A 23,191-nucleotide genomic window follows, 5' to 3' on the forward strand; every position below is an offset into this window, starting at 1 on the left:
ACGGCGACCGGTGTCGTTCTCATGCCGTTGCAAGCCGCGAGTGGATTTCCCGCGAAAGAAGGTCGATCGTGTAGTACTCGAACATGTCTTCGGCACGGAGGGACACCCCGAAGGTGGCGCTGAGCCGCAGCGACAGCGCCTGTACGCCCAGCGAATCGAGCCCGATATCCGCGAACGGTTCGTCCCGGTCGATCAACGCATCACTGCCCAGGCCGATCAACTGGGCCAGCGCGCGGCCGATTTCGGACTCGACGTCGTTGGCCGGCACGTCATCCGCCCGGGTGCGCTCGCTGGCCTGGCGGCAAAGGTCGACGAGCGAGCGCCGGTCTGCCTTGCCGCTCGTCGCCTGGCGCGGGATCTCCGCGACCGCGACCCAATCCTTCGGCAGCCAGGCGGCCGGCAGCGCGTGGGCAGCGGTTTCGCTCAGCGTTCGCATCCACGCGGTGTCATGGCCGTCGGCCAGAACCACAATGGCGGTCAGCCGGTCGCCGACGACGAGCGCGGTGGCATCGCGAACCATCGGCGAGCGCAGCACCGCGGATTCGATCTCCGCCAGTTCGACGCGCTGGCCGTTGATCTTCACCTGGTCGTCCACGCGCCCCACGCAGTGAACGAGGCCGTCTGCATCGACCCGGCAGATGTCGCCCGTCAGGTAGATGCGCGAGTACACCGGCAGGTCACCGGTCTCGAACAGCGGATTCGCGATGAAGCGCCGCGCCGTTTCCGCGGCGTCGTTCACGTAGCCGTTGGCCAGTGCCGCGCCGCTGATGCAGAGCTCGCCCTCCTCCCCCGGCGTCGTGGGCACGATCGCGTCGGTCACGCCGTCCGCCGCGGTTCGACGCAGGTAGAAGCGCGTGTGCGAAACCGGTGCACCGATCGGCAGCGAATCCCGCGGCGCGTCGTCAAACGGCCATGCGCTCGCCATGATCGTCGCCTCCGTCGGCCCGTACACGTTGTGGACGACCGTGTTGGGCAACAGGCGCCGGGCACGTTCCGCGAGCGACGGACGGAAGACCTCGCCGCCGACGCAGATCGCCTTCAGGCTCGTGCATTGTTCGAAGCCCGGCGTTTGCGTGATGAGGTTGAACATCGTCGGCACGGTCGTGATGTGCGTGGCCGCATGCCGCCGGATCGCGGACACGATCTCGACGCTGTCGATACGGTGCGTGCCGCCGAGAAAGCACACCGTCGCGCCGATTGTCAGCGGCGCGAGCAGCTCGTGCATGGATGGGTCGAAACACGGGTTGATGCTTTGCAGCCAGCGATCGTCCTCGCGGAAACCGAGGTAGTCGATGATCCAGCTGAAGTGATTCCACGCCGCGGCATGCGAGACGGCAACGCCCTTCGGCAGCCCGGTGGAACCGGACGTGAAGATGATGTAGAGCGGATCGTGCAGCTCGGCATCCAGCCCGAGATTGTCGGACGACAACTGGCTTGCCCGATTCAACGCCGCATAGACGTCGCTTTGCGGCACGTCGCCGAGCTGCGTCATCGCGCGACCTTCCAGGGCCGTCAGCACGAACGCGATGCGCGCGCGCTGGACCATGTGACGCATCCGGTCCTCGGGACACGCTGCGTCGACCGGCACGTAGACGGCCCCGCACTTCAGGATGGCCAGCAACGCGACGAGCCTGACAGGATCGTGATCCGTGCACACGCCGACGGCCTCGCCGGCGCGGATGCCGACTTCATCGCGCAGGAGACGCGCCAGCCGGTTCGCGCGCGCGTTCATCTCACCGTAGGTCACGCTTTCGCGATCCGAGATGGCCGCGATTCGATCGGGTGCCGCTGCGGCGCGCTGCTCGAAGGCCAGATGCGGGATGTGGGGTGAATAGATGGGTTCAGTCATCGCAGGATTCAGGACGAAGGGATTGAACGATCGAAGCGACACAGGCGACGTGCGGCTCCGAGAGCATTGAAAAGTGATTACCGGGTACTTCGATGCCCTGCACGCGATGCTGCAGCGCGTGCGCATGCCAGTCGGGCAGCAGCGGCTCGCGCGCGTGCAGGCATGCCACGCGCGCGGCCGTGGCCGCGGCGGTGCGGTGGGACTTCAGCAATGCCAGGCACGTGCGGCGCATGTCGAGCACCTCGCGCAGGCGGGCGGGGGGCATGCGCCGACGCAGGCAGGCGTCGATTTCGCTGTCGCTGGGCGATTCGGCGAGGACGCGATCGGCTTCCGCCGGCGGAAACATTGCCTTGAGCAGCGTGACGCGCTCCGTGCGGTCGTCGCTCACACGCTCGCGTGCCGCAAGGGCCAGCGACGGATCGAGACTGACCACGACGCCGAGGCGCTTGCCGCGCTGCTCCAGCAGGGCGGCCATTTCGCGCGCCACCACCGCACCGAACGAGTGACCGCCGATCCAGTGGAAAGGCCGGTCGTCGATCTCGCACAGTGCATCGACATAGCGGTGCGCGAGGTCCTTCAGGTCGGCGGCCTGCGCGAGTTGCGCCGGCACCCCGCGAAACGCCCTGACGACGAACGGCAGCCGCGCGGCGAGCGGCGCGAACGGCACGACGCTGCCGTCGGCGCCGTGAATCAGGGTCAGCACGGCATCGGTTGCGTCGCGCGCCGGGCGTCCGGCGAGCACGCGTGTGATGTCGACGATCGGATCGACGGCCAGCTGATCGGCGAGCTCGGATGCGGTGTGACGCCACCTGTCGCCGATGGCGGCCGCGAGCGCCGGCGCGCCGGCAACGCTCACCTGCCATGCGTTCGCATGCGTCGGGTCGTGCGGCCGAAGCACGATGGGGCCGGGCGCGCCGCCGCGGACCTCGAGCTCCCATTGATCGATGGCGGCGCCGGCGTCCGCGCCCCCCGCCGCGTCGAGACGATCGGCGACCCGTCGGACCAGCGTGCGGAAAGCCCCGGCGATCTCGGGCGATCCGATCGTGATCGCCGGGGGCGCAGCGCCGACGGCCGAGCGTCTGCGGATCGTGATGGTCGCGTCGTTGCCGCCATCGATGCCCTGCACCCCGGCGCGGCACAACGCCGCGAGAAAACCGTAATGGAGCGGCGCTCCGAGAACCTGGGCCATGCTGGCCCGCAGGCGCGGGGCGATATCGTCCGTCCGCATCATTCTGTATTTACCCGATTTGCAAACCGCACGTTTCTTTGAACATGCTAAAAATATATTAAATATCAAATCACTGTTGCGGAATGTGATTAGACAATCAAAATCCGTTGTCGTGAACCTGCAATATCTGACAGATATCCCTGACACAAACATCAGGTGTCATCGACGTGAATAAAGCTGTCTGTTCTGACAGCGATCATTTCGAGAAAATAGTCGATACAATCCTCCCCCGCTCCACCCTGATACGTCTTGAAAATCAATTAAATCAACATCGGACCATCGAGAGGTTTTAAATGGAAGTGAAAGCACCTGAGAGCGAATCGGCCCGGTCGATTCGGCAAGAAATCGCGTCGTTCCTGCGCAGCAAAAGCAATCTCCCCGTCACCGCGGAACACGCGACGGAGAAGCTTCTCGCCAAATCGCTGGACCTCGACGAAATCTCGCGCCGTCGCGAGGCGTTCTCGACGCATGCGGAGATCGACAGCACCGCGGTGCTTGCGAACTACGAACTTCTGCATGGCGTGAAATACCTGGATCGACTCGTAAACTGCGAAAAGCAGCAAATCGATGCGAAATGTATTGTCGCCATCTTCAGAGGGACGGAAATCTGCCTGAATAACATTTCCGTCCTCGCCGATCGGATCATCGACGACATCGGCCATTCCCGCTTCGGCGACGTGTCGGTCAAGATTTCGTGGATGAATCATTTCAACGATTCCCTGTACCGCTTTTCGCAGTTGCTGGTGCAAACGGATCTCGGTCGCAATAGCGGGGACTTTCTGTCGATCGAGGATTCGTCCACCTATCAGGCTGCCGCGAAAAAAACCGAAGCGATGTACGAAGCGCTGAAATCGGCGCCGGAAGCGGTCGGCGACGTATCGGAGAAGGACCTCGACGATCCGCAGCGCTTCACGTTCTTTCACACCTTCGTCAATACCAATTACGAAACGATCTGGCTGGCCGTGCTGCGCCACGTTCGCGTGCCGGGCGTGTTTCGCCTCGAGGGCGAGAGCGCCGAGCAGTTCTATCAGCGGGTCGTGCAGAACGACGAGGTGCGCGATGCGGTCACCTGCGTCGACCTCAAGGATCCGACGTACCTGATGCAGTTCCGTGCGTACCACCAGATCAGCGAAGTCCTCGTGGGCCTCGTCAACGACGTGATCGCGGATTCGATTCTGGCGCTCGTGAACGAAGCGAACGAGTCGTTCGAGCATGAGGCGACGTCGCTGGCGCTGTGCAACAAGTTGCTGCAGATCGTCACCGACAACATCAAGCCGATCGTGCGTACGCTGAGTCCGAAGGCTTACTTCGCGATCCGGCCGGCGCTTGGCATCACGAGCGGTTCTCACTCGCACAATCTTCGCAAGGGGCTGTTCCTGACGATCTACCCGCTGCTGGTACGTTCGCTCCGCCTGCGGCTGATGGAATTCAACGACACTGCCGCGCGCGACGACGACGCCGTGCTCGAGCAGGCGCAACAGGTGCTGCGCCTGAACACGCAACCGGCGCTCGCCGCGATGATTCGTCAGACGGTCTACGTGTACCAGTACGTGCGGACATGGCGCGACGAGCACATTCAGTTCGTCAAGACGCAGATCGGCGTGAGTCCTGAAGACAACACGCCGACGGCCTCGATTTCGGGCGCCGAAAACGCGGCCCAGACCGCGCACAACTTCCGCAGCTCGCACATGAACGATCCGATCGGCCCGCTTTACGAGGCTACGCTCGGCAAACGACCGCCCGCCCCGTTCGCGATCGTCCATCCGGGACGTTTTGACGAGCACATGGCGTTCTTCACGGCGAATGCGGTCAAGGCGATGTATGCCGACGTGCAGCAACGCGCGCAGCGCAAGCGCGACCGCGGGGTCCGCACGGGAGGCGCGTCGTGACGACTTTGCCGCTGGTGATGGTGACGGGCGCGAGTTCCGGCATTGGCGCGGCGGTCGCGCGTGCGTTTGCCGCGCTCGGGCATCCGCTGCTGCTGGTGTCGCGGCGGTTGGCCGAGCTGCAGGCGCTCGATTTGCCCAACGCCGCATGCGTCGCGGCGGACGTGACCGACGAGCGTGCGGTGCGGGCCGCGGTGCAGGCCGCGCAGGCGCAGTTCGGCAGCGTCGACTGCCTCGTGAACAGCGCTGGAACGATGCTGCTCGGCGAGCCGCTCGAACAATCGGCCGACGAACTGCGGACCATGCTGGACGTGAACGTCGTCGGGACGATGAACGCGATTCAGAGCGTACTGCCCGGCATGATCGAGCAGCGGCGAGGCAGCATTTTCAACGTCAGCTCGATCACCGGCCGCCAAGCCTTTCCATTTCATTCGGCGTATTGCGCATCGAAATTCGCGGTGCACGGCATGTCGGCCGCGCTGGGCGCCGATCTCGGCCAGCACAATATCCGCGTGTCGACCATCGCGCCGGGCGTGGTTGACACGCCCCTGCTCGACGCCACCACGTCGGAGTCCGCCAAGACGATGTTTCGCGAGTGGATGAGTTCGCTGGCTTCGGTTCTGCATCCCGACGACGTCGCACGCGCGGTGTGCTTCGCCTATGCGCAACCGCAGCACGTCTGCATGAGGGAGATCTTCCTGACGTCCACCGCGCAAACATCCTGAAGCCAACCCGCTCGCGATTCGTCGTGAGGCGTCGGGCAGGCGGATCGGGTGTCAGCTGCCTGCTGCCGCAATCGTGAGGGAACTGCCGGCGGAGATTGCCGGCTGGTCCGATCCGGCTAGTCGATAACCATCGAAACCCGACTCGATGGACTGCGCCCCAAAGGCCGGATAGCGAGCCGGTTTTTGGGGCGCTTTTCGTGGAGCGCTGTCCGCCGGTTGCGAACAGGTGCCCCGCTCGCCTGCCTGCCGCCTCGCGAAGACTGTCCATTCGTATCCGGCGGGCGATGCTGACCACGGCATGCTCGGCTACCGAGACTGACGCGTTTGCCGACTGGTCAGTTTTGAAATGAAATCACGCTATTGTGATAAGAAAGATTATCCGGATAGATGGACCTTTTTGTCCAACTGCAGGTTTTGCGAGAGAAGATTCGGCTCGTCGAACCATCGCAAAATCGGCTCCCTCGGTGCGATCGCGTCACGCTCCGACATTCGCGCGCGGCATGCCACGGCAGTTGGGCGCAACGTCGGGCGCAGATGTGCCGGGCAACAGACGCAACGACGTATCCGGCTTCACCGCGGCGATCACGGCGCCGATTCACCCGAAGCCGGAATCCGCAGTGGCGGGACTGCGCCGTCCGCCTGGCGGCCGCGCGTTCGATCAGGGGCGGGATCGCCCGAAAGCCTTGTCCGGCTTGGCGTTACACGATCCAGATACATTGAAATACAAAATATCGTATGCGATTTAATCGAATCCGCTTGACTCGGGAAGCCATCAAGCGGAAACTGCATCGCATGCGATCGAATCGCCTCTGAAACAAACCTCAACTGACGGAGTAAATGATGAGCAAGATCGACAAAGTGCTGTACACGGGCAAGACGCACACGACTTCCGGCGGCCGCGACGGCACGGCGCGCAGTTCCGACGGCCGCCTCGACATTCAGTTGTCGTCGCCGGGCAGCGCCGGCACCGGCACCAATCCGGAACAACTGTTTGCAGCCGGCTGGTCGGCCTGCTTTATCGGCGCGATGCAGCTTGCAGCGCGCGCGGCGAAGGTGACGCTGCCGGCCGACCTCGCGGTGGATGCCGAAGTGGATCTCGGTACGGCGGACAACGCGTACTTCCTGCAAGCCCGGTTGAACGTGAGCGTGCCGGGGCTCGAGCGCGACGTCGCGCAACGCATCGTCGACGCCGCTCATCAGACCTGCCCGTATTCGAAGGCGACGCGCGGCAACATCGACGTCGACATCCGGATTGTCTGAACGTCGAACCGGGTGGCCAGCGCCGCCCTCCCCCAATTACCGATTCCTGTTCTATCGAGGTGAAACATGAAAACCCAATTGATCGCTGCGCTGTTCGTCGCTGTTTCGGCTGCCGTTGCCGCTCCGGCGTTTGCCAATGAAGCCACCGTGACGCGTGCGCAGGTACGCGCCGAACTCGCGCAGCTTCAACACGTCGGCTATCCGCTGAACCGTGCGACCGACGCCACCTACCCGAACGATCTGCAGGCCGCGCTGTCGCAGATCCACGCCGACGACGCCGTCGCGGCCAACGCATCGACTGCGGGCTACGGCAGCAACGGCGACACCGCGGCGCAATCCGGCCGCCGGTATGTCGCAAGCGTGGCCGAGCGCTCGGTGTACTTCGGTCACTGAGCGTCACGCCCGGTACGTGAACCCTGCTTCCCGTCCATTCCTGATTCCATTTTGTCGAGGTGAATGATGAAGACCCAACTGATTGCCGCCCTTCTCGTTGCCGTGTCGGCCGCCGTCGCCGCACCGGCTTTTGCCGGCGAAAGCACCGTCACGCGTGCGCAGGTCCGTGCGGAACTGGCCGCGTTGCAGCAAGCCGGCTACCAGCCGAATCGTCCGAACGATCCGCACTATCCGGACAATATCCAGGCAGCGCTGACAAGGATTCGCGACGACGGTGCCGTCGCGGCCGATACGCAGGCAGCCGGTTACGGCAGCGATGCCAGCGCCGCCACGCAGTCCGGCAGCCGAAACACGATGCGCACCGCCGAGCGCTCGATCTATTTCGGGCATTGAGCACGGGACGGCGAATTCGGTCGCTGAAGTCCGGCATATAAAGCGCATGCGATGTAATCGTATGCGATTTTTTAATTGGAATGGCTCGGGTCGGCATCGTCGACGCTAGCTGCCCTGCCCGTCCGGGATTATGCTGTACGGCACTCAACTTCCATCGAGGAGACGCCGATGCCGGACGCCATGACTGCAAACGCAGGCGATGCGCACGTGCTCGACCGGGTCGTCTGGAATGCGCTCACGGGCAGGCAGCGCCGCTTTGCGCTCGAAGCGGGTCGCGCACGGCGGTTCCCGACGGCCATCGCGCCGTTTGCCGCGCTCGACGACACGCGCCCGGCGTCGTTCGACGCACTGTGCGGACTGATCGCCGCACACGGGCCCGCGGCGCTCGTCACGCCGGACGAGATCGCGCCGCCGGCAAGCTTGTCGGTGATCCGGCGCGCGACGTTGCTTCAAATGACCTGGCAGCGGACGTCCGATCCGGCAGACGAATCGGAGCATGTTGCGCTCGGCGAAGCCGATGTGCCGGACATGCTCGCGCTGACCGCCGCCGCGCAGCCGGGCCCGTTCGGCCCGCGCACGTTCGAGCTCGGCCACTACATCGGGGTACGCATTGAAGGCCGGCTGGCCGCGATGGCCGGCCAGCGGATGCAGGTGGACGGATATACCGAGATCAGCGCCGTCTGCGTGGACGCCGCGTTTCGGCGGCAAGGGCTGGCGACGCGGCTGATCCGGTCGTTGATCGCGACGATCGATGCACGTGATGAAACGCCGTTCCTGCACGTCCTCACGACGAACCGGGTGGCGATCGAGCGCTATCTCGCGCTCGGTTTCGCCGTCCGTCGCGAGATGCACCTGCTGGTGCTGGGCGATGCGCACGCATGACGACGCGGCCGGCGCGATTCACGCGTCGGCCGCTTGTCGCGCCTGAGTACTTTCAGGCTTCGGTCGACCGGATCAGGTTGCCGCGCAGCGTGACGATCGCCTTCTGCACCTTCGCGAACTCGTCCGGCTTCAGCCCGGTAGCTTCGACCAGGTTCATGTCGAGCCCCTTCTCGCGCACGCGGCGGCCGCTTTTCGTCAGGCTGACGAGCACCTGGCGTTCGTCGGACGGATCGCGGTGCCGCTCCAGGTAGCCCATTGCCTCGAGCTTCTTCAGGATCGGCGTCAGCGTATTGGATTCGAGGAACAGCTTCTCGCCGAGCTGGCCGACGGTCTGGTTGTCCTGCTCCCACAGCGCGATGATCGTGATGTACTGCGTATACGTGAGGCCGAGCTCGTCGAGGATCGGCTTGTACGCCTTGCCGAACGCGAGGTTCGCCGAGTAGATCGCAAAGCACAGGAACTCGGACAGCTTCGGCGCGGCGGGCGACGGGGTTTCGGTCGGTTTCATGAACTTCCTCCAGCGACGCGAACGGTCGCAGACAGTCGCATTATATATCGCATGCGATCTTATCGGAAGCATGATAATCGGTCTCGATCGGCTGGTGCGACGTGTGCTCAGCCCGGCCTGCGGCGCTTGTCCGTTTGCTGACGGCTGACCGACAGCAACGTGCACTGCACCGGATGCGCGATTTCGGTCGCGAGCCCGCCCGCGGCAAACAGCAGGATCATGAGCCAGCGTGTGGTGCGTGCGCCTCGACCGAGAGGGTTGCATCCATCGGCGACGGCCCCGCGATGGCAGGCCCCTTTGAACCAGGTAGCAGACATGATCGACTCCGAAGCGGTCATGCCTGCTTTATAGCGAACCCGCGCGCGGCCGGTGTATCGCACTGTATCGGCAGTCGGCGCAGATACAGTGCATTGCAAATCTACCGCTCGCGGAGACATGTTCCCGGCGCAGCCTTGCCTCGAGCGCGCGGTTCGTCGGCGGCCACTCGACCGGCGTCATGGTTTTCCCGGCCCGTCGGATGGCGCGGGTGCGCGTCGGTTTCGATACGCGCCCGCCCGCCACGCTGGCTGCAACGGCCTGCCGCGCGAATCCGGGCCACTGCGCGTGCCCGACCCTTTCTGCTCAGGAAAGGATGCTTGAGACATCCTCAATTATCACGTGCCGCCGATTTGCCCACCATGTGCCTGACGGTCGGCACAGCCCGCATGGGCGGCGCTTTCGCGAGCCCGGCGATGCCTGTCGGCGCATCGCGCGGCCGACGCGTTACGCCGGTCGCGAATGGCCGGACCCCGCACCACCGCATATCGATAATCAGGAGACACGATGAACAGCCAATCCCTCGACCTCGACGGCCACGCGGGCGGCCCCCCGTCCGCCCGCCCGCCGGCCGCCTCCGCAGGCGCCGGCGTCGACGCAGCGGCCTTCCCGGGCCGCCGCGTCACGCTCGGCGATTTCATGGACGATCTGCCGGTCGGTGCGTTGCATCGATTCGTCGTCTGGGTGATCGGCATCGGGTTGTTCTTCGACATGTACGAGATTTTCCTCGTCAGTACGATCGGCTCAGCGTTGCAGCACGAATACGGGCTGAGCCGGCAAAGCGCCGATTTCAAGCTGCTGCTGGCGTCCGCGTTCATCGGCATGTTCGTCGGCGCGATGTGCCTCGGCAGCCTGGCCGACCGTATCGGCCGGCGCAAGGCGTTTCTGCTCACGCTCGGGTGGTACAGCGCGTTCTCGCTGGTCGGTGCGTTTTCGGTGAATGCCGACATGCTCGTGGCATGCCGGTTCCTGACCGGCATCGGCGTCGGCGCGATCTATCCGGTCGCCGACAGCTTCCTGTCCGAAATCCTGCCGAAGGACAAGCGCGGGCGGCTCGCCGCGTGGGCCTATACGACTTCGTATGTCGCGGTGCCGCTCGTCGGCTTTCTCGCGCTGTGGCTGAACCCGCTGCATGTGGCGGGCATAGCCGGCTGGCGCATCATCCTCGCGATCGGCAGCCTCGGCGCCGTGTACGTGCTGTTCGTCCAGCACCGGCTGCCGGAAAGCCCGCGCTGGCTGCTCGCGCAAGGCCGCACGGCCGACGCGCATGCGGCGCTGCGACGCTTCGCGGCAAGCGCCGGCGTGCGCGTGCCCGAGCACTTCGCGGAACCGGTCGAGCCGCAGCGACCGCTCGGGCTGGGCGAGCGCCTCGCGCTGCTGCGCCGCCAACCGTATGGCGCGCGCTACCTGATGCTGGCGATCTTCCACCTGTTCCAGGGTTTCGGCTATTACGGGTTCGGCACGCTGGCCGGCACGGTCGTGAAGAGCCGCGGCTTCGACGTGACGGACAGCACGCTGTTCATCGCGCTGTCGTTCATCGGCTATCCGATCGGTTCGCTGCTGTCGATTCCGCTGCTCAACTGGATCGAGCGCCGCACGCTCGTGATCGTGTCGATCCTGTCGATCGCGGTGTTCGGGCTGTGCTTCGCGTATTCGGGCAATACCGTGCTGATCGTCGGCTTCGGATTCCTGACGACGTGCGCGTCGAACGTGTTCAGCAACGCGTATCACGTGTACCAGGCCGAGATCTTCCCGGCACGCGTACGCTCGACGGCGATCGGCAGCACCTATGCGCTGTCGCGCATCGTCAGCGGCGCGCTGCCGTTCGTGTTGCTGCCGGTGCTCGGCAATTACGGCGCGGGCGCGATGTTCGCCGTGATCTCGGCCGCGCTCGGCGTCGTCGCCGTCACGCTGCGCGTGCTGGGGCCGCTGACCACGCGGCGCAGCCAGGATGAGATCAATCCGGTTTGACGGGGCGATCGGCACGGGGCACACGCACGCGTGCCCCGTACGTCGTCGTTTCATCGCATCATTGCATTCACCGCGCGGACATGAAATCGAACAGCTTCGCGATATCGCTGGTCAGCACGCTGCCCGCCTTCACGCCGACCCACAGCGTGCGCGTCGCCCACGCGTCGTCCAGCGTCACGACACCGAGCCGAGCCGCGCGCTCGCCGGTCACCGCGTCGCGCGGCAGCACGCCGATGCCGAGGCCGGCCTCGATCATCCGGCTCACGCCGTCGAAATTCGATACCTGGATTCGCAGCTTCAGCGAGCGCTCGGCCGCGAACGCGGCGTCGGTCATCCGCGCGAGCAGCGAGCTGCCGTCGCTCAAGCCCACGTAGTCCTCGTCGAGCGTATCCGCGAAGCGGATGCTGTCGCGCGCGGCGAACCGGTGCGTGCGCGGCACGAGCAGCACGAGCTCGTCGCGTCGGTACAACCGCCGTTCGATGCCGGGCGCCGGCACGTTGTCGGCGAACACGCCAAGATCGGCCTTGCCCGACGCGAGCGCATCGACGATCTCGTGGCTCAGCCGCTCCTCGAGACTGACCTTGATGCCGGGGTTGTCGGTGAGGAATGCGGAGAGATCGGCGGGCAGGAACTGCACGATCGCGGACGTGTTGGTCCACACGTGGATATGGCCGCGCACGCCGGCGACGTAATCGCTCATCTCGTGCGCCATCCGGTTCACCTGCTCGATCACCTTCGCCGCATGATCGAGCAGCGCGCGGCCCGCGGGCGTCAGCTCGACGCCGCGCGCATGCCGGACGAACAGCGCGCTGCCGGTCACGCTTTCGAGTTCGGCGATGCGCTTGCTGACCGCGGACAACGTGAGCTGGCCGTGTTCGGCCGCCTTCGTCAGGCTGCCGTGCTCGGCGACGAGCGCGAACACGCGCAGCGACTGCAGATCGAAATGAAGCGGGTTCACCATGTCGGGATCCTGGAGGGTCGTGCTGGTATGCGGTCAGCGCGCCGACCTGACGCCGATCATACGCCGGGCCTTGCGCGTGCGATACGGCGCGATATGGCGCGGCCAGCGCGGCGCGATGGCGTGCGATGCAGCGAGCATCGCGCCGTCCGGCGTCGCGTATTCGTCTGCCTGCCGGACGAGTTCGGCCAGCTCGGCGTTGCCCACCGCCACGACGGTCGGGGCGCCGGGCCCGATGCGACGCAGCGGACTGCATGCGTCGACTTCGTGCGCGGTGAGCTGCAGTTTGTCGTTCAGGCAGCACAGCGCGATGGGTTCGAGATCGACGAGCGGGACCGTGGCGGCGTGCGCGCAGCGTGCGGATGCTCGCGCGGCCGTCAGATCGGCTCGGAGATTTCGATCAGGTTCAGGTCGGGATCGCGCACGTAGACCGAGCGGATTTTCTGTGTCGCACCCGTGCGTTCGACGGGCCCTTCGACGATCGGCCAGTCGACGCGCCGCAGGTGCGCGATCACGTCGTCGAGCGGGACCGACGCGATGAAGCACAGATCGAGCGCGCCCGGCACCGGCACATGGGCTTTCGGCTCGAATTCCGCGCCACGCACGTGCAGGTTGATCTTCTGGTTGCCGAAACGGAACGCGAGCCGGCCCGCGCCAAAGGTTTCGAGCTGCATCTGCAGCACCTCGGTGTAGAAATGCTTCGTCCGCTCCGGGTCGACGCAGGTCAGCACGAGATGATCGAGGTGGTCGATCAGCGCCATGGAATTCGCTCCTGTTTCTGTTGACGTTCACGAGAAAGCGCGTTGCGCGGGCATGTCGCCGGCGTCGGCGCGCGGCGGCGGATGAAGGTCCGAACGGCGCCCGGCCTTCAGGAGCTGGCTCGGCACGTCATGCCCGATCAGCGCGGGCAGCCGTGCCGACGCGGCGAGCACGGCCGCGAGGTCGATGCCCGTATCGTAGCCGTCGAGTTCGAGCATGTGCACGAGTTCCTCGGTGCACGCGTTGCCGGTCGCGCCCGGCGCATACGGGCAGCCGCCGAGCCCGCCGAGCGACGCATCGAAGCGGTCGATGCCGGCGTCGAGCGCCGCGAGCGTGTTCGCGAGCGCCATCCCGCGCGTATTGTGGAAGTGCAGCGTGAGCTGCAACGCGTGGAAGCGCTCGCGTGCGCGGCGGGACACATCGCGCACCTGCGACGGAAACGCCATGCCGGTCGTGTCGCACAGCGTGAAGCCGTGCACGCCGAGATCCGCGAAGCGCTGCATCCATGCGAGCACAGTTTCGGCCGGCACATCGCCTTCCATCGGGCAGCCCATCGCGGTCGACAGCGACACGTTGATCGCGACACCCGTGCCGCGCACCGCGTCGATCACGTCGCGCAACTGCGCGAACGACTGCTCGCGCGTCATCCGCAGGTTCGCGCGGTTGTGGCTCTCGCTCATCGACATCACGAGGTTGACCTCGTCGACGCCGCACGACAGCGCGCGCTCGGCGCCGCGCACGTTCGGCACGAGCACCGTATAGACGACGCCCGGCGCGCGCGCGATGCCGTGCATCACGGCCTCCGCGTCGCGCAGCGCGGGAATCGCCTTCGGCGACGTGAACGACGTGACCTCGATCTTCGCGTAGCCGCAGGCGCTCAGCGCGTCGACGAGCGCGATCTTGTCGTCGGTGTCGACGAACGCCGCCTCGTTCTGGAAACCGTCGCGGGTCGCGACTTCGTGGATGTGGAGGCGTTGCGGATGGTCGGTCATGTCTTCGTCCCGGTGGCTGTTTCAGATCACGCCGCGCGTGCGCCAGTCGTCGCGGGTCGCCGCATCGATGCCGAGCGATTCGAGCACCGCATCGGTATCCGCGCCGAGCGCGGGCGCCGGCCGCTCGATGCGGCCGGGCGTGGCGTCGAGTTTCGGCACGATGCCCGGCACGAGCACGGGCGTGCCGTCGGGCAGCGCGGCGTCGACGATCATGTCGCGCGCACGGTAGTGCGGATCGGCCGCGATGTCGGCCACGTCGTAGATGCGCCCGGACGGAATGCGCGCGTCGTTCAGCGCGGCGAGCACGTCGTCGAGGTCGTGGCGCGCGCTCCATTCGCCGATCGCCGCATCGATGCGCGCGACCTGCGCGACGCGCCCGTCGTTGTGCGCGAGCGCCGGATCGTTGCCGAGATCGGGCCGGCCGATCAGTTCCATCAGGCGCCGGAAGATGCTGTCGCCGTTGCCGGCGATCAGCGCGTACTTGCCGTCGCGGCAACGGTACGCGTTGGTCGGCGCGATGCCCGGCAGGCTGCTGCCGGCCGGCTCGCGCACCGCGCCGAACGCCGCATATTCGGGCAGCAGGCTTTCCATCATATTGAACACCGATTCGTACAGCGCGACGTCGACGACCTGTCCGTTGCCGCCCTGCCGTTCGCGATGCCGCAACGCGAGCAGCACGCCGATCACGCCGTGCAGCGCCGACAGCGAATCGCCGAGCGAGACGCCGACGCGTACCGGCGTGCGGCCCGGCTCGCCGGTCAGGTGGCGCAGGCCGCCCATCGCCTCGGCGATCACGCCGAAGCCGGGGCGGTCGCGATACGGGCCCGTCTGCCCGAAGCCCGACACGCGCAGCATCACGAGCCCCGGGTTGATCGCGGACAGCGCGTCCCAGCCAAGCCCCCAGCCTTCGAGCGTGCCGGGCCGGAAGTTTTCGATCAGTACGTCGGTGTCGGCGACGAGGCGGCGCACGACCTCCTGCCCTTCGGGCGTGCGCAGGTCGAGCGTGAGCGAGGTCTTGTTGCGCGACTGCGCGGCCCACCAGACCGACGTGCCGTCGTGCAGCAGCCGCCATTTGCGCAGCGGATCGCCGATGCCGGGCGGCTCGACCTTGATGACCTCCGCGCCGAATTCGGCGAGCATCCGGCCCGCGAACGGCCCGGCGATCAGTTGGCCGAGTTCCAGCACGCGGATGCCGTCCAGGGGGCGTGTCATGACTGTCTCCGATGAAATCGTGTTGTCGATGACGGCGATCATGACGGCGTTCGCGCCCGGCGAAAATCGCTCGATGGTCAACCTGCCTTTCCGAAACGGAAAGGCGTGCGACGCTGCGAGCGCGATATCGGCCCTGGGTGGCGCGTGAGCCTTTCCATACGGGAAAGCGCGCTCGCGCAACGCTCAAACGACGGCGCGCGCGCCGCCGGCAGAATCGGAGCCGTTCCGCGCCACCGGGCGCCTGTCAGCGAGACCCGTCATGTTTTCCGTTTCCTCTCCCGCGAAGATCGTGTTGCTCGACCGCGCGACGCTGTCGCCGCAGACCGTGCTGAAGCCGTTTCCGTTTCCGCACGTGATGCAGGCGTTCGACCGGACGGCCGCGCACGAAGTCGCGGCGCGCATCCGCGATGCGGACATCGTCGTGACCAACAAGGTACGGCTCGACGCGATAGCCCTCGCCGACGCGCGGTCGTTGCGGATGATCGCGATCGCCGCGACCGGCACCGATATCGTCGATCTCGATGCATGTGCGGCACGCGGAATCGTCGTGAGCAATATTCGCGGCTATGCGGTGCGTACGGTGCCCGAGCACACGTTCGCGCTGATCTTCGCGCTGGGTCGCAGCCTCGTCGCGTACCGCGACGCGGTACGCGACGGGCGCTGGCTCGACAGCGGGCAGTTCTGCTTCTTCGATCATCCGATTCGCGACCTGGCCGGTTCGACGCTCGGGATCGTCGGCGACGGCGTGCTCGGGCGCGCGGTGGCCGCCATCGCGCGGGCGCTCGACATGCGTGTGCTGTTCGCGGCATACGGCGACGCAGCGGGCGACGGTTATGCGCCGCTCGACACGCTGCTGCGCGTCAGCGACGTGATCACGCTGCACTGCCCGCTCACGCCCGCGACGCGGCACCTGATCGACGCAGACGCGTTCGCGCGGATGGCACGCCGGCCGCTGCTGATCAATACCGCGCGTGGCGGGCTCGTCGACGAAAGCGCGCTCGTCGATGCATTGCAATCGGGGCAGATCGCGGGCGCGGGGTTCGACGTGGTCACGCAGGAGCCGCTGCCGGCCGCGCACCCGTTTCACGCGGTCCTGTCGCATCCGGCGTTCATCCTGACGCCGCATGTCGCATGGGCCAGTGCCGAGGCAATGCAGGCGCTGGCCGATCAGCTCGTGGATAACGTCGCTGCATTCGTCGGCGGCGATCCGCGGCATGTCGTCTGACACGCCCAAACAGAACGGCCCCGCTCGATTGCTCGAAGCGGGGCCGACCGGATGCGGGGCTGCTTGCGCCAGCGACTCGGCACGTCAGGGGTTCGTGCATCCGCCCTGTCTTGCGGCCGGTTTCCGGCTACCTGATGGACGCGACTTCAAGGAATTCAGACGGGCAGCGACGCAGGGCCAGCCCGAAAAGCGGAAAAACCGCTTAGTAAGCGGACATCTCGACGCAAGGATCAACCTTGGACGGCGAGCAGACGACCGAGTACTTGGCGCTCTCGCGCATCAGCGCTTCGCCTTCGTGCAGCGCGATCTTGATCTCGGGATGACGCTCGTACGCGAGGAAGGCCGAGCATACGACGGCGGACATCACGACGAGGGAAAACACAAATTTTTCAAGGGTTTGGAAACGTTCAGGCATGGTTCGGACCTTTCTCTCAGGCCGGAATTATACCTTGAGATAAGGGTTTTCCCTATAACCCTGCCCGCATACCGAGGATGGGCTCGAACGAGATAGGCCGAACGATCGCGCCCTTTCATTCGCAGAAATGCGGCGATTCGCCTCCGCAAAGGCGAGCCCGGATGGACGAGGAGTCGAAAGCGGCTTGCGGCCGGCGCGTCAGTCCGGCGCCGACGCACCGCTCGCCGCACTGCCCGGCCACGCCTTGCCGATCCGGTCGATCAGCGACTTCGCGGTGCCCGTCACCAGCGCCGCGTCGACGCCCGACGTCTGCCACGCGCCGTCGGCCGCCTTCACGAAGGTCAGGTTCGCGCGCGACGGCGAGTAATCGGCGTTGCGCCACGTGACCACGACGTCGCACGAGTACGTGCGATCGCCGAGCTTCTTGCAGTCGCCGTCGGGTTTCGCCGACACGACGTCGGCCGACACGGGCAGCGGCTGGCCGAACAGCGCGTTCAGGCCGCCGTGGTTTTCCGCTTCGAGCGCGCGGCGCACGGCGGCGTCGACGTCGCTCGATCCGGGACCGTCGTGAAACAGGTTGCAGGCGGCCAGCAGCGTCGAGGCGCCCGCGAGTGTCAGCAGCGTTTGAAACTTCATGGATATCTGTCGATCGGGTGAACGCCGCGTAGTCTGCAACGTCCGCGTGTCGTGCGCGGTATCCATTTGTAACCAATTGCACGCTGCCCGACAGGCCGGCGCGATCGGGCGACGCCCCCGCCTACTGCCGTTCCTGCTTCACGCGGCTCACCAACTGCGTCGGGCTCACGAACTGCAGCGCGATCACGACCCACACGAGCGTGATGGCCATGTAGATCATCGCCATCGCGTCGATCGACTGCGGCGCGCGCACGCCGGTCGAGAACACCGCGTAATACAACGCGACGACGAGCGTCTGCGTGCTCGGGCCCGCGGTGAAGAACGTCAGCTCGAACATCCCGATCGTGCGCACCAGCACGAGCAACCCGGCCGCGAGCATGCCGGGCACCAGCAGCGGCAGCAGCACGTAGCGGAAATAGCGCCACGTGTTCGCGCCGAAGATGCGCGCGGCCGCTTCGAGGTTCGGATCGATCTGCTCGATGAACGGCGTCATCACGAGGATCACAAACGGCAGCGCCGGCACGAGGTTCGCGAGGATCACGCCCGGCAGCGTGCCCGCGAGCCCGATCTTGTACATCACGGTCGCCATCGGGATCCCGTACGTGACGGGCGGCACCATCAGCGGCAGCAGGAACACCAGCAGCGCGAAGCGCTTGCCGCGAAACTGCACGCGCGCGAGCGCATACGCGGCCGGTACGCCGAGCGCGATCGACAGCAGCACGACCGCGCCGACGACCTCGACGGTCACCCACAGCACGCTCGCGAGCTGGAAATCCTCCCATGCCTTCGCGTACCAGTGCAGCGTGAAGCCCTGCGGCAGCGGCGTGCCGAACCAGCGCGTCGCGATCGAGTTCACCGCGACGGTCGCGATCAGCAGCATCACGTTCAGCAGGAAGAACGCCATCAGCCCCCAGACGAGCGCCTTCCATGCGCGGCCGGCGAGATTGCTTTTCATCCGGTGCGGTGTCCCTGCGTCGACGGGCCGCGCCTCGGGCGCGTCGTGCTTCGGCGGCCACGTGCGAGCGGCATGATTGTCGGTCGCCATCAGCCCTTGCCTCCCGTCACCGCGCCCGTATAGAAGAAGCGGCGCGCGCCGAGCATCGCCGCGACCACCAGCAACTGAACGAAGCCCATCACGATCGCGATCGCCGACGCGAGCGAATAGTCGTAGCTTTCGAACGCGGCTTCGGCCGCCGCGATCGAGATCACGCGCGTCGGCCCGGCCGGCGCGCCGAGCAGCACGGCCGACGGAAATACCGAGAACGCCTGCACGAACGACAGGCACGCGGCCATCGTGAGCCCCGGCACGAGCAGCGGCAGGTAGATCTGCCGGAACTGCTGCCACGGGTTCGCGCCGAGCGTGGCGGCCGCGCGCGCGAGCGTCGGGTCGATGCCGCTGATGTACGACAGCATCAGCAGGAACGCGAACGGAAAACCCGACACGATCAGCGACAGCAGCACGCCCCAGTAGTTGTGCGTGAGGCGCACTTCGTCCGTGTACAGGTGCAGCCCCTGCAGCGCCTGCGGGAACCAGCCGTTCGGCCCGAAATACGTGAGCATCCCGTCGGCGACGAGCACCGTACCGAGCGTGACGGGAATCACGAGCAGCGTCGTGACGAACTTCTGGTACGGCGAATTGCGGCGCAGCGCGAACGCGACGGGCACCGCGATGCCGACGTTGAGCAGCGTCGCCGGCACCGCGAGCTTCAGCGTGACGAGCACGGTCGGCCACATCGCGGTGTCGGTGAAGAACTGCACGTAGTTCGCGAGCGCGCCGCCGCCGTTCATCGGCTGGAACGACAGCACGAGGCCGTACGCGAACGGATAGACGAACAGCGCGGCGATGAACGCGAGCGCCGGCGTGACGAGCCAGGCTTTCGCGTCGCGCGGCGCGCGGCCGGTCGCGAGCGTGCTCATGCGGCCTCCGGGGCGCACGCGGCGGCGCACGCTGAAAGGTGCAGGCCGTTCATTGCCCGTCTCCCGCATAGACCAGCGTACGCGCCGGCGCCACGCGCAGCCGCAGCGGTTCACCCTCCGTGAACTCGCCGGCCACGCGGGCCCAGATCGAACCGAACGGCGTGATCGCGCGGATCAACGAGTCGCGGCCGCCGTATTCGACCGTCTCGACGGTCGCGTCGAACGCATTGTCGGCCCCCGCTTGCGCGCGTTCGATGTCGTCGGGGCGCAGCGCGATCACGACTTCCTTCGCGTCGAAGCCGGCCATCGGCACGCCGATGAGGCGCACGCCAGCGGCCGTGACTCGAACGCCCTCGCCGGCCATCCCTTCGAGCGTAAACGGCAGCACGTTGCGATAGCCCATGAAACGCGCGACGTGCAGGTTGTGCGGGCGCGTGTAGACGTCCTTCGGCGAGGCGACCTGCTGCACGACGCCCTCCTTCATCACGACGATGCGGTCGGCCATCGACAATGCTTCGTCCTGGTCGTGCGTCACGTAGATCGTCGCGCGCTCGAGCTGCGTGTGGATGCGGCGGATCTCCGCACGCATCTCGATGCGCAGTTTCGTATCGAGGTTCGACAGCGGCTCGTCCATCAGCACGAGCGGCGGCTCGATCACGATCGCCCGCGCGATCGCGACGCGCTGCTGCTGCCCGCCCGACAGTTGCCCGGGCAGCTTGCCTTCGTGGCCGACGAGCTGCACGAGCTCGAGCGCCTGCTGCGCGCGCCGCCGCGTTTCCTGCTTCGGCACGCCGCGCATCTTGAGGCCGAAGCCGACGTTGTCGAGCACCGACATGTGCGGAAACAGCGCGTAGTTCTGGAACACCATCCCGAAGCCGCGACGCTCGGGCGGCAGCACGTCGATGCGCGTGTCGTCGAGCCAGATGCCGCCGCGCGTGAGCGGCTGCAACCCGGCGATGCAGTTCAGCGCGGTCGATTTGCCGCAGCCCGACGGGCCGAGCAGCGCGATGAACTCGCCGCGCCGGATCTCGAGGTCGAGCCCGTTCAGCGCGGCGACCTGCGCGCCTTGCGCATTGGTGAAACTGCGGCACACACCGTCCAGCCGCAACCGTTCGAAACTGTGCTTCATTGCACGAACTCCATCGACGCGGGCGCCGCAACGCCCGCCGGTTCAGCCGTCACTTCGATTTCTGCGAACCGATTTCGCGATCCCATTTCTGGAACGCGGCGACCATCGCCTGTGCGTTGAGCGGCTGCACGTGCGGGCGATCGGCGAGCAGCTTCGCGTATTCGGGGCGGCCGAATTTCTTGATCACGTCCTGGCTGTGCGCGGGCGCCATCTCGAGCGTCACGCCCTTCACCGCCGGGCCCGGATAGAAGTAGCCGTCGTCGTAGGTCATCGCCTGCTGCGCCGGTTCGAGCAGGAAGTTCATCAGCTTGAACAGCACGTCGAGCTTGTCCTTCGGCACGCCCTTCGGGATCACCATGTAGTGCGCGTCGTTCACCCACGTCATGTTGTCGAACGCCTGGACCCTGAATTCGGCCGGCACGATGCCGAGCGCGCGCGGGTTGAGGTCCCAGCCGGTGACGGTCACGGTCATGTCGCGCGTGCCTTCGCCAAGCTCCTTCATCACCGCCGACGTGCCGCCCGGGTAGTACGGCACGCACTCGTTCAGCTGTTTCAGGAACGCCCAGGTCTTGTCCCAGCCGTTGATCGGATCCTGCGGATTCTTGTCGCCGAGCACGTACGGCAGCCCCATCAGGAACGTGCGGCCGGGGCCCGAGTTCGCCGGGCGCGCATAGATCAGCTTGTTCGGGTGCGCCTTGCACCATGCGAGCAACTGGTCGGGCGTCTTCGGCGGGTCGCTGACCTTCGCCGGGTTGTATTCGAGCAGCGGGCCAGCCGGCATGTAGGTGACTTCGAGGCCGTAGCCTTGCGCGAGATCCTGCATCTTGCGCGGCCCGGGCGCGTATTTGTCGAGCACGCCGGGGAACGCGGCCACGTTGTCGGGCAGGAGCTTCTGCCACAGGTTCTGTTCGATGCCGGCGGCCAGCGCGTCGGTGCCCGTCAGCACGAGATCGATGTCGGCGCGCCCCGCCGCCTGCATCGCCTTGATCTTGCCCGGCAGCTGCGGCGCGGGCGCGTTCGTGAACGTGACGTTCGCGACGAGCCCCGGATTCTTCTCCTTGAATGCCTCGATGGCCTTCTGCGTGAGCTGCAGATTGCCTGCGACGTCGACGATGTTCAGCGATACGGGGGCCGCGACGGCCGCGGCGGCCGACAGCGCGAAGCCCAGTGCGAGAGCGACCCGGCGGACCCGGCGAGCGATCGGGGTGGTGTTCATGTCTCCTCACTTCGGTCGGTGGATGGGACCTTTCTTGTCAGGAAATCATGACGGCGTTATACGATGTCGGTCAACAAAAAACCACGACATGCGGGGCGGGACTTTCCCTGACAAAACGCTTCCGTTTGTTGAGGAATTACGTGCCGATCGGTTTTGTCGGCGGGGGCGGCCTCGCTTGGTGCGTCGTGTTAGGACGTCGTATCTCGCAGCGGGGCGAGCCCGTCGCGCCGCGTGCCGTGCGGCGGCCGGCGCAGGCGCGTGGCTCGCCGCGTCCTGCCGCAGTGTGACCGACGCCGAGCCCGGCCGGCGCGCCGAACCGCCGCCGGGCGGTCGTCCCCTGCATCGATTCCGCGGATCGGCTACAGTGGGCGCTTTCGGCGCGTTGCGCCCTGCCGCCGCGCGCCGTGCGCGGGCGCGGCGGCACGGGCGCAGCGCGGATCATTCACTTCGACGAGCGAACCTTCATGCCCGATCTGTCCGCCTTCCCGATCACGAAAAAATGGCCGGCCCAGCATCCCGACCGACTCCAGCTCTACTCGCTGCCGACGCCGAACGGCGTCAAGGTGTCGATCATGCTCGAGGAAACCGGCCTGCCGTACGAGCCGCACCTCGTGCGCTTCGACACGAACGACCAGTTTTCGCCCGAATTCCTGTCGCTGAACCCGAACAACAAGATCCCCGCGATCATCGATCCGAACGGCCCCGACGGCAAGCCGCTGCCGCTGTTCGAATCGGGTGCGATCCTGATCTATCTCGCGGACAAGACGGGCCAGTTGATCCCGAAGGACCTCGCCGGTCGCTACGAGACGATCCAGTGGGTGATGTTCCAGATGGGCGGCATCGGGCCGATGTTCGGCCAGGTCGGCTTCTTCCACAAGTTCGCCGGCCGCGATTATGAGGACAAGCGCCCGCGCCAGCGTTACGTCGACGAGTCGAAGCGCCTGCTCGGCGTGCTCGACGCGCATCTCGCGAACCGCCAGTGGGTGATGGGCGATACCTACACGATCGCCGACATCGCGATCTTCCCGTGGGTGCGCAACCTGGTCGGCTTCTACGAAGCGGGCGACCTGGTCGGGTTCAGCGAATTCCGGAACGTCAAGCGGGTGCTCGACGCGTTCGTTGCGCGGCCGGCTGTTGCGCGCGGGCTCAATATTCCGGCACGCGACTGACCGGTTACGCGGGTGCGCCGCGTGCGGCCCGCGACTGTGACGCCCGCCGCATGGTGCGGCGGGTTTTTGGGGCATCGCGAATTTTTGCGGAGCGTCGGGAAGATTGTCGATGTTCGGCCAAAAACGGTCGTGGACCAACAACGGCAACAAGAC

At 66.2% G+C, this 23,191-nt stretch carries 25 protein-coding genes and 1 pseudogene; 10 read left to right on the top strand and 16 right to left on the bottom strand.

The features are described 5' to 3' along the window. Window positions 1-19: 19 nt before the first annotated feature. The 3 genes from HWX62_RS14255 to HWX62_RS14265 all read right to left on the bottom strand — a co-directional run bounded on the left by HWX62_RS14255 (window position 20) and on the right by HWX62_RS14265 (window position 3,739). The gene (locus HWX62_RS14255; protein WP_175929158.1) at window positions 20-1,891 is read right to left on the bottom strand and encodes an amino acid adenylation domain-containing protein; all 1,872 of its coding nucleotides are present in this window, start codon (window positions 1,889-1,891) and stop codon (window positions 20-22) included. After that, on the bottom strand, window positions 1,842-3,038 hold the full coding sequence (locus HWX62_RS14260; RefSeq protein ID WP_208458648.1) for a thioesterase domain-containing protein: 1,197 nt from the start codon (window positions 3,036-3,038) through the stop codon (window positions 1,842-1,844). Before HWX62_RS14260 ends, HWX62_RS14255 begins: the two co-directional genes overlap by 50 nt. Window positions 3,039-3,337: 299 nt before the next feature. Further along, window positions 3,338-3,739, bottom strand: coding sequence for a hypothetical protein (locus HWX62_RS14265; RefSeq protein WP_175929160.1), 402 nt, complete (start codon window positions 3,737-3,739; stop codon window positions 3,338-3,340). 36 nt (window positions 3,740-3,775) lie between these two features. Between HWX62_RS14265 and HWX62_RS14270 the strand changes: the two genes are divergently transcribed. From HWX62_RS14270 to HWX62_RS14295, 6 genes are all read left to right on the top strand, one after another. Beyond that, on the top strand, window positions 3,776-4,966 hold the full coding sequence (locus HWX62_RS14270) for a hypothetical protein (RefSeq protein ID WP_175929161.1): 1,191 nt from the start codon (window positions 3,776-3,778) through the stop codon (window positions 4,964-4,966). Between the two features lie 17 nt (window positions 4,967-4,983). After that, a complete protein-coding gene (locus HWX62_RS14275; protein ID WP_175929288.1) occupies window positions 4,984-5,688 on the top strand; it encodes an SDR family oxidoreductase in 705 nt (234 codons plus the stop codon). An 840-nt stretch (window positions 5,689-6,528) separates the two neighbouring features. Next, the gene (locus HWX62_RS14280) at window positions 6,529-6,948 is read left to right on the top strand and encodes an organic hydroperoxide resistance protein (RefSeq protein ID WP_175929162.1); all 420 of its coding nucleotides are present in this window, start codon (window positions 6,529-6,531) and stop codon (window positions 6,946-6,948) included. Window positions 6,949-7,014: 66 nt separating this feature from the next. After that, a complete protein-coding gene (locus HWX62_RS14285; RefSeq protein ID WP_175929163.1) occupies window positions 7,015-7,341 on the top strand; it encodes a DUF4148 domain-containing protein in 327 nt (108 codons plus the stop codon). A 63-nt stretch (window positions 7,342-7,404) separates the two neighbouring features. After that, the gene (locus HWX62_RS14290) at window positions 7,405-7,734 is read left to right on the top strand and encodes a DUF4148 domain-containing protein (RefSeq protein ID WP_175929164.1); all 330 of its coding nucleotides are present in this window, start codon (window positions 7,405-7,407) and stop codon (window positions 7,732-7,734) included. A 168-nt stretch (window positions 7,735-7,902) separates the two neighbouring features. Further along, window positions 7,903-8,616, top strand: a complete 714-nt coding sequence (locus HWX62_RS14295) for a GNAT family N-acetyltransferase (protein WP_175929289.1) — start codon at window positions 7,903-7,905, stop codon at window positions 8,614-8,616. 52 nt (window positions 8,617-8,668) lie between these two features. Here HWX62_RS14295 and HWX62_RS14300 read toward each other — a convergent pair whose 3' ends face one another. Together HWX62_RS14300 and HWX62_RS14305 are read right to left on the bottom strand one after the other, a co-directional pair. Then, window positions 8,669-9,124 (bottom strand): MarR family transcriptional regulator, encoded by a 456-nt coding sequence (locus tag HWX62_RS14300; protein ID WP_006482257.1) that lies wholly within the window; start codon window positions 9,122-9,124, stop codon window positions 8,669-8,671. 107 nt (window positions 9,125-9,231) lie between these two features. Continuing rightward, on the bottom strand, window positions 9,232-9,441 hold the full coding sequence (locus HWX62_RS14305) for a hypothetical protein (RefSeq protein ID WP_175928773.1): 210 nt from the start codon (window positions 9,439-9,441) through the stop codon (window positions 9,232-9,234). Between the two features lie 505 nt (window positions 9,442-9,946). Between HWX62_RS14305 and HWX62_RS14310 the strand changes: the two genes are divergently transcribed. Then, window positions 9,947-11,410, top strand: coding sequence for an MFS transporter (locus HWX62_RS14310; RefSeq protein WP_175929165.1), 1,464 nt, complete (start codon window positions 9,947-9,949; stop codon window positions 11,408-11,410). 67 nt (window positions 11,411-11,477) lie between these two features. On the opposite strand, the gene HWX62_RS14315 is transcribed toward HWX62_RS14310, so the two are convergent. From HWX62_RS14315 to HWX62_RS14335, 5 genes and pseudogenes are all read right to left on the bottom strand, one after another. Continuing rightward, window positions 11,478-12,371: a LysR family transcriptional regulator gene (locus HWX62_RS14315; RefSeq protein WP_175929166.1), complete on the bottom strand. Its 894-nt coding sequence runs from the start codon at window positions 12,369-12,371 to the stop codon at window positions 11,478-11,480. Between the two features lie 33 nt (window positions 12,372-12,404). Further along, a pseudogene (locus tag HWX62_RS14320) lies at window positions 12,405-12,701 on the bottom strand (hypothetical protein); the annotation flags it as partial. A gap of 44 nt (window positions 12,702-12,745) precedes the next feature. Further along, the gene (locus tag HWX62_RS14325) at window positions 12,746-13,129 is read right to left on the bottom strand and encodes a VOC family protein (protein ID WP_034207330.1); all 384 of its coding nucleotides are present in this window, start codon (window positions 13,127-13,129) and stop codon (window positions 12,746-12,748) included. A gap of 27 nt (window positions 13,130-13,156) precedes the next feature. After that, window positions 13,157-14,119, bottom strand: coding sequence for a hydroxymethylglutaryl-CoA lyase (locus HWX62_RS14330; RefSeq protein WP_175929167.1), 963 nt, complete (start codon window positions 14,117-14,119; stop codon window positions 13,157-13,159). A 21-nt stretch (window positions 14,120-14,140) separates the two neighbouring features. After that, on the bottom strand, window positions 14,141-15,331 hold the full coding sequence (locus tag HWX62_RS14335; RefSeq protein ID WP_175929168.1) for a CaiB/BaiF CoA-transferase family protein: 1,191 nt from the start codon (window positions 15,329-15,331) through the stop codon (window positions 14,141-14,143). Here HWX62_RS14335 and HWX62_RS14340 point away from each other — a divergent pair. Then, the gene (locus tag HWX62_RS14340; RefSeq protein ID WP_175929169.1) at window positions 15,330-15,479 is read left to right on the top strand and encodes a hypothetical protein; all 150 of its coding nucleotides are present in this window, start codon (window positions 15,330-15,332) and stop codon (window positions 15,477-15,479) included. The two genes, HWX62_RS14335 and HWX62_RS14340, sit on opposite strands and share 2 nt — an antisense overlap. 111 nt (window positions 15,480-15,590) lie before the next feature. After that, window positions 15,591-16,556 carry a D-2-hydroxyacid dehydrogenase gene (locus tag HWX62_RS14345; RefSeq protein WP_175929170.1) on the top strand — a complete coding sequence of 322 codons (966 nt, stop codon included), beginning with the start codon at window positions 15,591-15,593 and terminating at the stop codon, window positions 16,554-16,556. Between the two features lie 202 nt (window positions 16,557-16,758). Here HWX62_RS14345 and HWX62_RS14350 read toward each other — a convergent pair whose 3' ends face one another. From HWX62_RS14350 to HWX62_RS14375, 6 genes are all read right to left on the bottom strand, one after another. Further along, window positions 16,759-16,971, bottom strand: a complete 213-nt coding sequence (locus tag HWX62_RS14350) for a hypothetical protein (RefSeq protein WP_175929171.1) — start codon at window positions 16,969-16,971, stop codon at window positions 16,759-16,761. 198 nt (window positions 16,972-17,169) lie between these two features. Continuing rightward, window positions 17,170-17,607 (bottom strand): hypothetical protein, encoded by a 438-nt coding sequence (locus tag HWX62_RS14355; protein WP_175929172.1) that lies wholly within the window; start codon window positions 17,605-17,607, stop codon window positions 17,170-17,172. 121 nt (window positions 17,608-17,728) lie between these two features. Beyond that, entirely contained in the window at window positions 17,729-18,652 is a 924-nt protein-coding gene (locus HWX62_RS14360) for an ABC transporter permease (protein WP_175929173.1), read from the bottom strand. Further along, window positions 18,652-19,524, bottom strand: coding sequence for a sugar ABC transporter permease (locus HWX62_RS14365; protein WP_175929174.1), 873 nt, complete (start codon window positions 19,522-19,524; stop codon window positions 18,652-18,654). The genes HWX62_RS14360 and HWX62_RS14365 overlap by 1 nt, the downstream gene beginning before the upstream one ends. A gap of 49 nt (window positions 19,525-19,573) precedes the next feature. After that, complete coding sequence (locus HWX62_RS14370; RefSeq protein ID WP_175929175.1) at window positions 19,574-20,653, bottom strand: ABC transporter ATP-binding protein; 1,080 nt, start codon at window positions 20,651-20,653, stop codon at window positions 19,574-19,576. A 49-nt stretch (window positions 20,654-20,702) separates the two neighbouring features. Continuing rightward, window positions 20,703-21,869, bottom strand: coding sequence for an extracellular solute-binding protein (locus tag HWX62_RS14375; protein ID WP_175929176.1), 1,167 nt, complete (start codon window positions 21,867-21,869; stop codon window positions 20,703-20,705). A gap of 464 nt (window positions 21,870-22,333) precedes the next feature. Between HWX62_RS14375 and HWX62_RS14380 the strand changes: the two genes are divergently transcribed. Continuing rightward, on the top strand, window positions 22,334-23,038 hold the full coding sequence (locus HWX62_RS14380; protein ID WP_175929177.1) for a glutathione binding-like protein: 705 nt from the start codon (window positions 22,334-22,336) through the stop codon (window positions 23,036-23,038). Window positions 23,039-23,191 lie beyond the last annotated feature (153 nt).

The organism is Burkholderia sp. BCC0506, from assembly GCF_902833145.1.
Classification (GTDB): Bacteria; Pseudomonadota; Gammaproteobacteria; order Burkholderiales; family Burkholderiaceae; genus Burkholderia.

Coding starts and splice junctions, on each gene's coding strand:
- HWX62_RS14260 (WP_208458648.1), bottom strand. CDS start 3,038: ATGGCCCAGGTTCTCGGAGCGCCGCTCCATTACGGTTTTCTCGCGGCG.
- HWX62_RS14265 (WP_175929160.1), bottom strand. CDS start 3,739: ATGGCCGATGTCGTCGATGATCCGATCGGCGAGGACGGAAATGTTATT.
- HWX62_RS14270 (WP_175929161.1), top strand. CDS start 3,776: ATGAATCATTTCAACGATTCCCTGTACCGCTTTTCGCAGTTGCTGGTG.
- HWX62_RS14275 (WP_175929288.1), top strand. CDS start 4,984: ATGGTGACGGGCGCGAGTTCCGGCATTGGCGCGGCGGTCGCGCGTGCG.
- HWX62_RS14280 (WP_175929162.1), top strand. CDS start 6,529: ATGAGCAAGATCGACAAAGTGCTGTACACGGGCAAGACGCACACGACT.
- HWX62_RS14285 (WP_175929163.1), top strand. CDS start 7,015: ATGAAAACCCAATTGATCGCTGCGCTGTTCGTCGCTGTTTCGGCTGCC.
- HWX62_RS14290 (WP_175929164.1), top strand. CDS start 7,405: ATGATGAAGACCCAACTGATTGCCGCCCTTCTCGTTGCCGTGTCGGCC.
- HWX62_RS14295 (WP_175929289.1), top strand. CDS start 7,903: ATGCCGGACGCCATGACTGCAAACGCAGGCGATGCGCACGTGCTCGAC.
- HWX62_RS14300 (WP_006482257.1), bottom strand. CDS start 9,124: ATGAAACCGACCGAAACCCCGTCGCCCGCCGCGCCGAAGCTGTCCGAG.
- HWX62_RS14305 (WP_175928773.1), bottom strand. CDS start 9,441: ATGTCTGCTACCTGGTTCAAAGGGGCCTGCCATCGCGGGGCCGTCGCC.
- HWX62_RS14310 (WP_175929165.1), top strand. CDS start 9,947: ATGAACAGCCAATCCCTCGACCTCGACGGCCACGCGGGCGGCCCCCCG.
- HWX62_RS14315 (WP_175929166.1), bottom strand. CDS start 12,371: ATGGTGAACCCGCTTCATTTCGATCTGCAGTCGCTGCGCGTGTTCGCG.
- HWX62_RS14325 (WP_034207330.1), bottom strand. CDS start 13,129: ATGGCGCTGATCGACCACCTCGATCATCTCGTGCTGACCTGCGTCGAC.
- HWX62_RS14330 (WP_175929167.1), bottom strand. CDS start 14,119: ATGACCGACCATCCGCAACGCCTCCACATCCACGAAGTCGCGACCCGC.
- HWX62_RS14340 (WP_175929169.1), top strand. CDS start 15,330: ATGACTGTCTCCGATGAAATCGTGTTGTCGATGACGGCGATCATGACG.
- HWX62_RS14335 (WP_175929168.1), bottom strand. CDS start 15,331: ATGACACGCCCCCTGGACGGCATCCGCGTGCTGGAACTCGGCCAACTG.
- HWX62_RS14345 (WP_175929170.1), top strand. CDS start 15,591: ATGTTTTCCGTTTCCTCTCCCGCGAAGATCGTGTTGCTCGACCGCGCG.
- HWX62_RS14350 (WP_175929171.1), bottom strand. CDS start 16,971: ATGCCTGAACGTTTCCAAACCCTTGAAAAATTTGTGTTTTCCCTCGTC.
- HWX62_RS14355 (WP_175929172.1), bottom strand. CDS start 17,607: ATGAAGTTTCAAACGCTGCTGACACTCGCGGGCGCCTCGACGCTGCTG.
- HWX62_RS14360 (WP_175929173.1), bottom strand. CDS start 18,652: ATGGCGACCGACAATCATGCCGCTCGCACGTGGCCGCCGAAGCACGAC.
- HWX62_RS14365 (WP_175929174.1), bottom strand. CDS start 19,524: ATGAGCACGCTCGCGACCGGCCGCGCGCCGCGCGACGCGAAAGCCTGG.
- HWX62_RS14370 (WP_175929175.1), bottom strand. CDS start 20,653: ATGAAGCACAGTTTCGAACGGTTGCGGCTGGACGGTGTGTGCCGCAGT.
- HWX62_RS14375 (WP_175929176.1), bottom strand. CDS start 21,869: ATGAACACCACCCCGATCGCTCGCCGGGTCCGCCGGGTCGCTCTCGCA.
- HWX62_RS14380 (WP_175929177.1), top strand. CDS start 22,334: ATGCCCGATCTGTCCGCCTTCCCGATCACGAAAAAATGGCCGGCCCAG.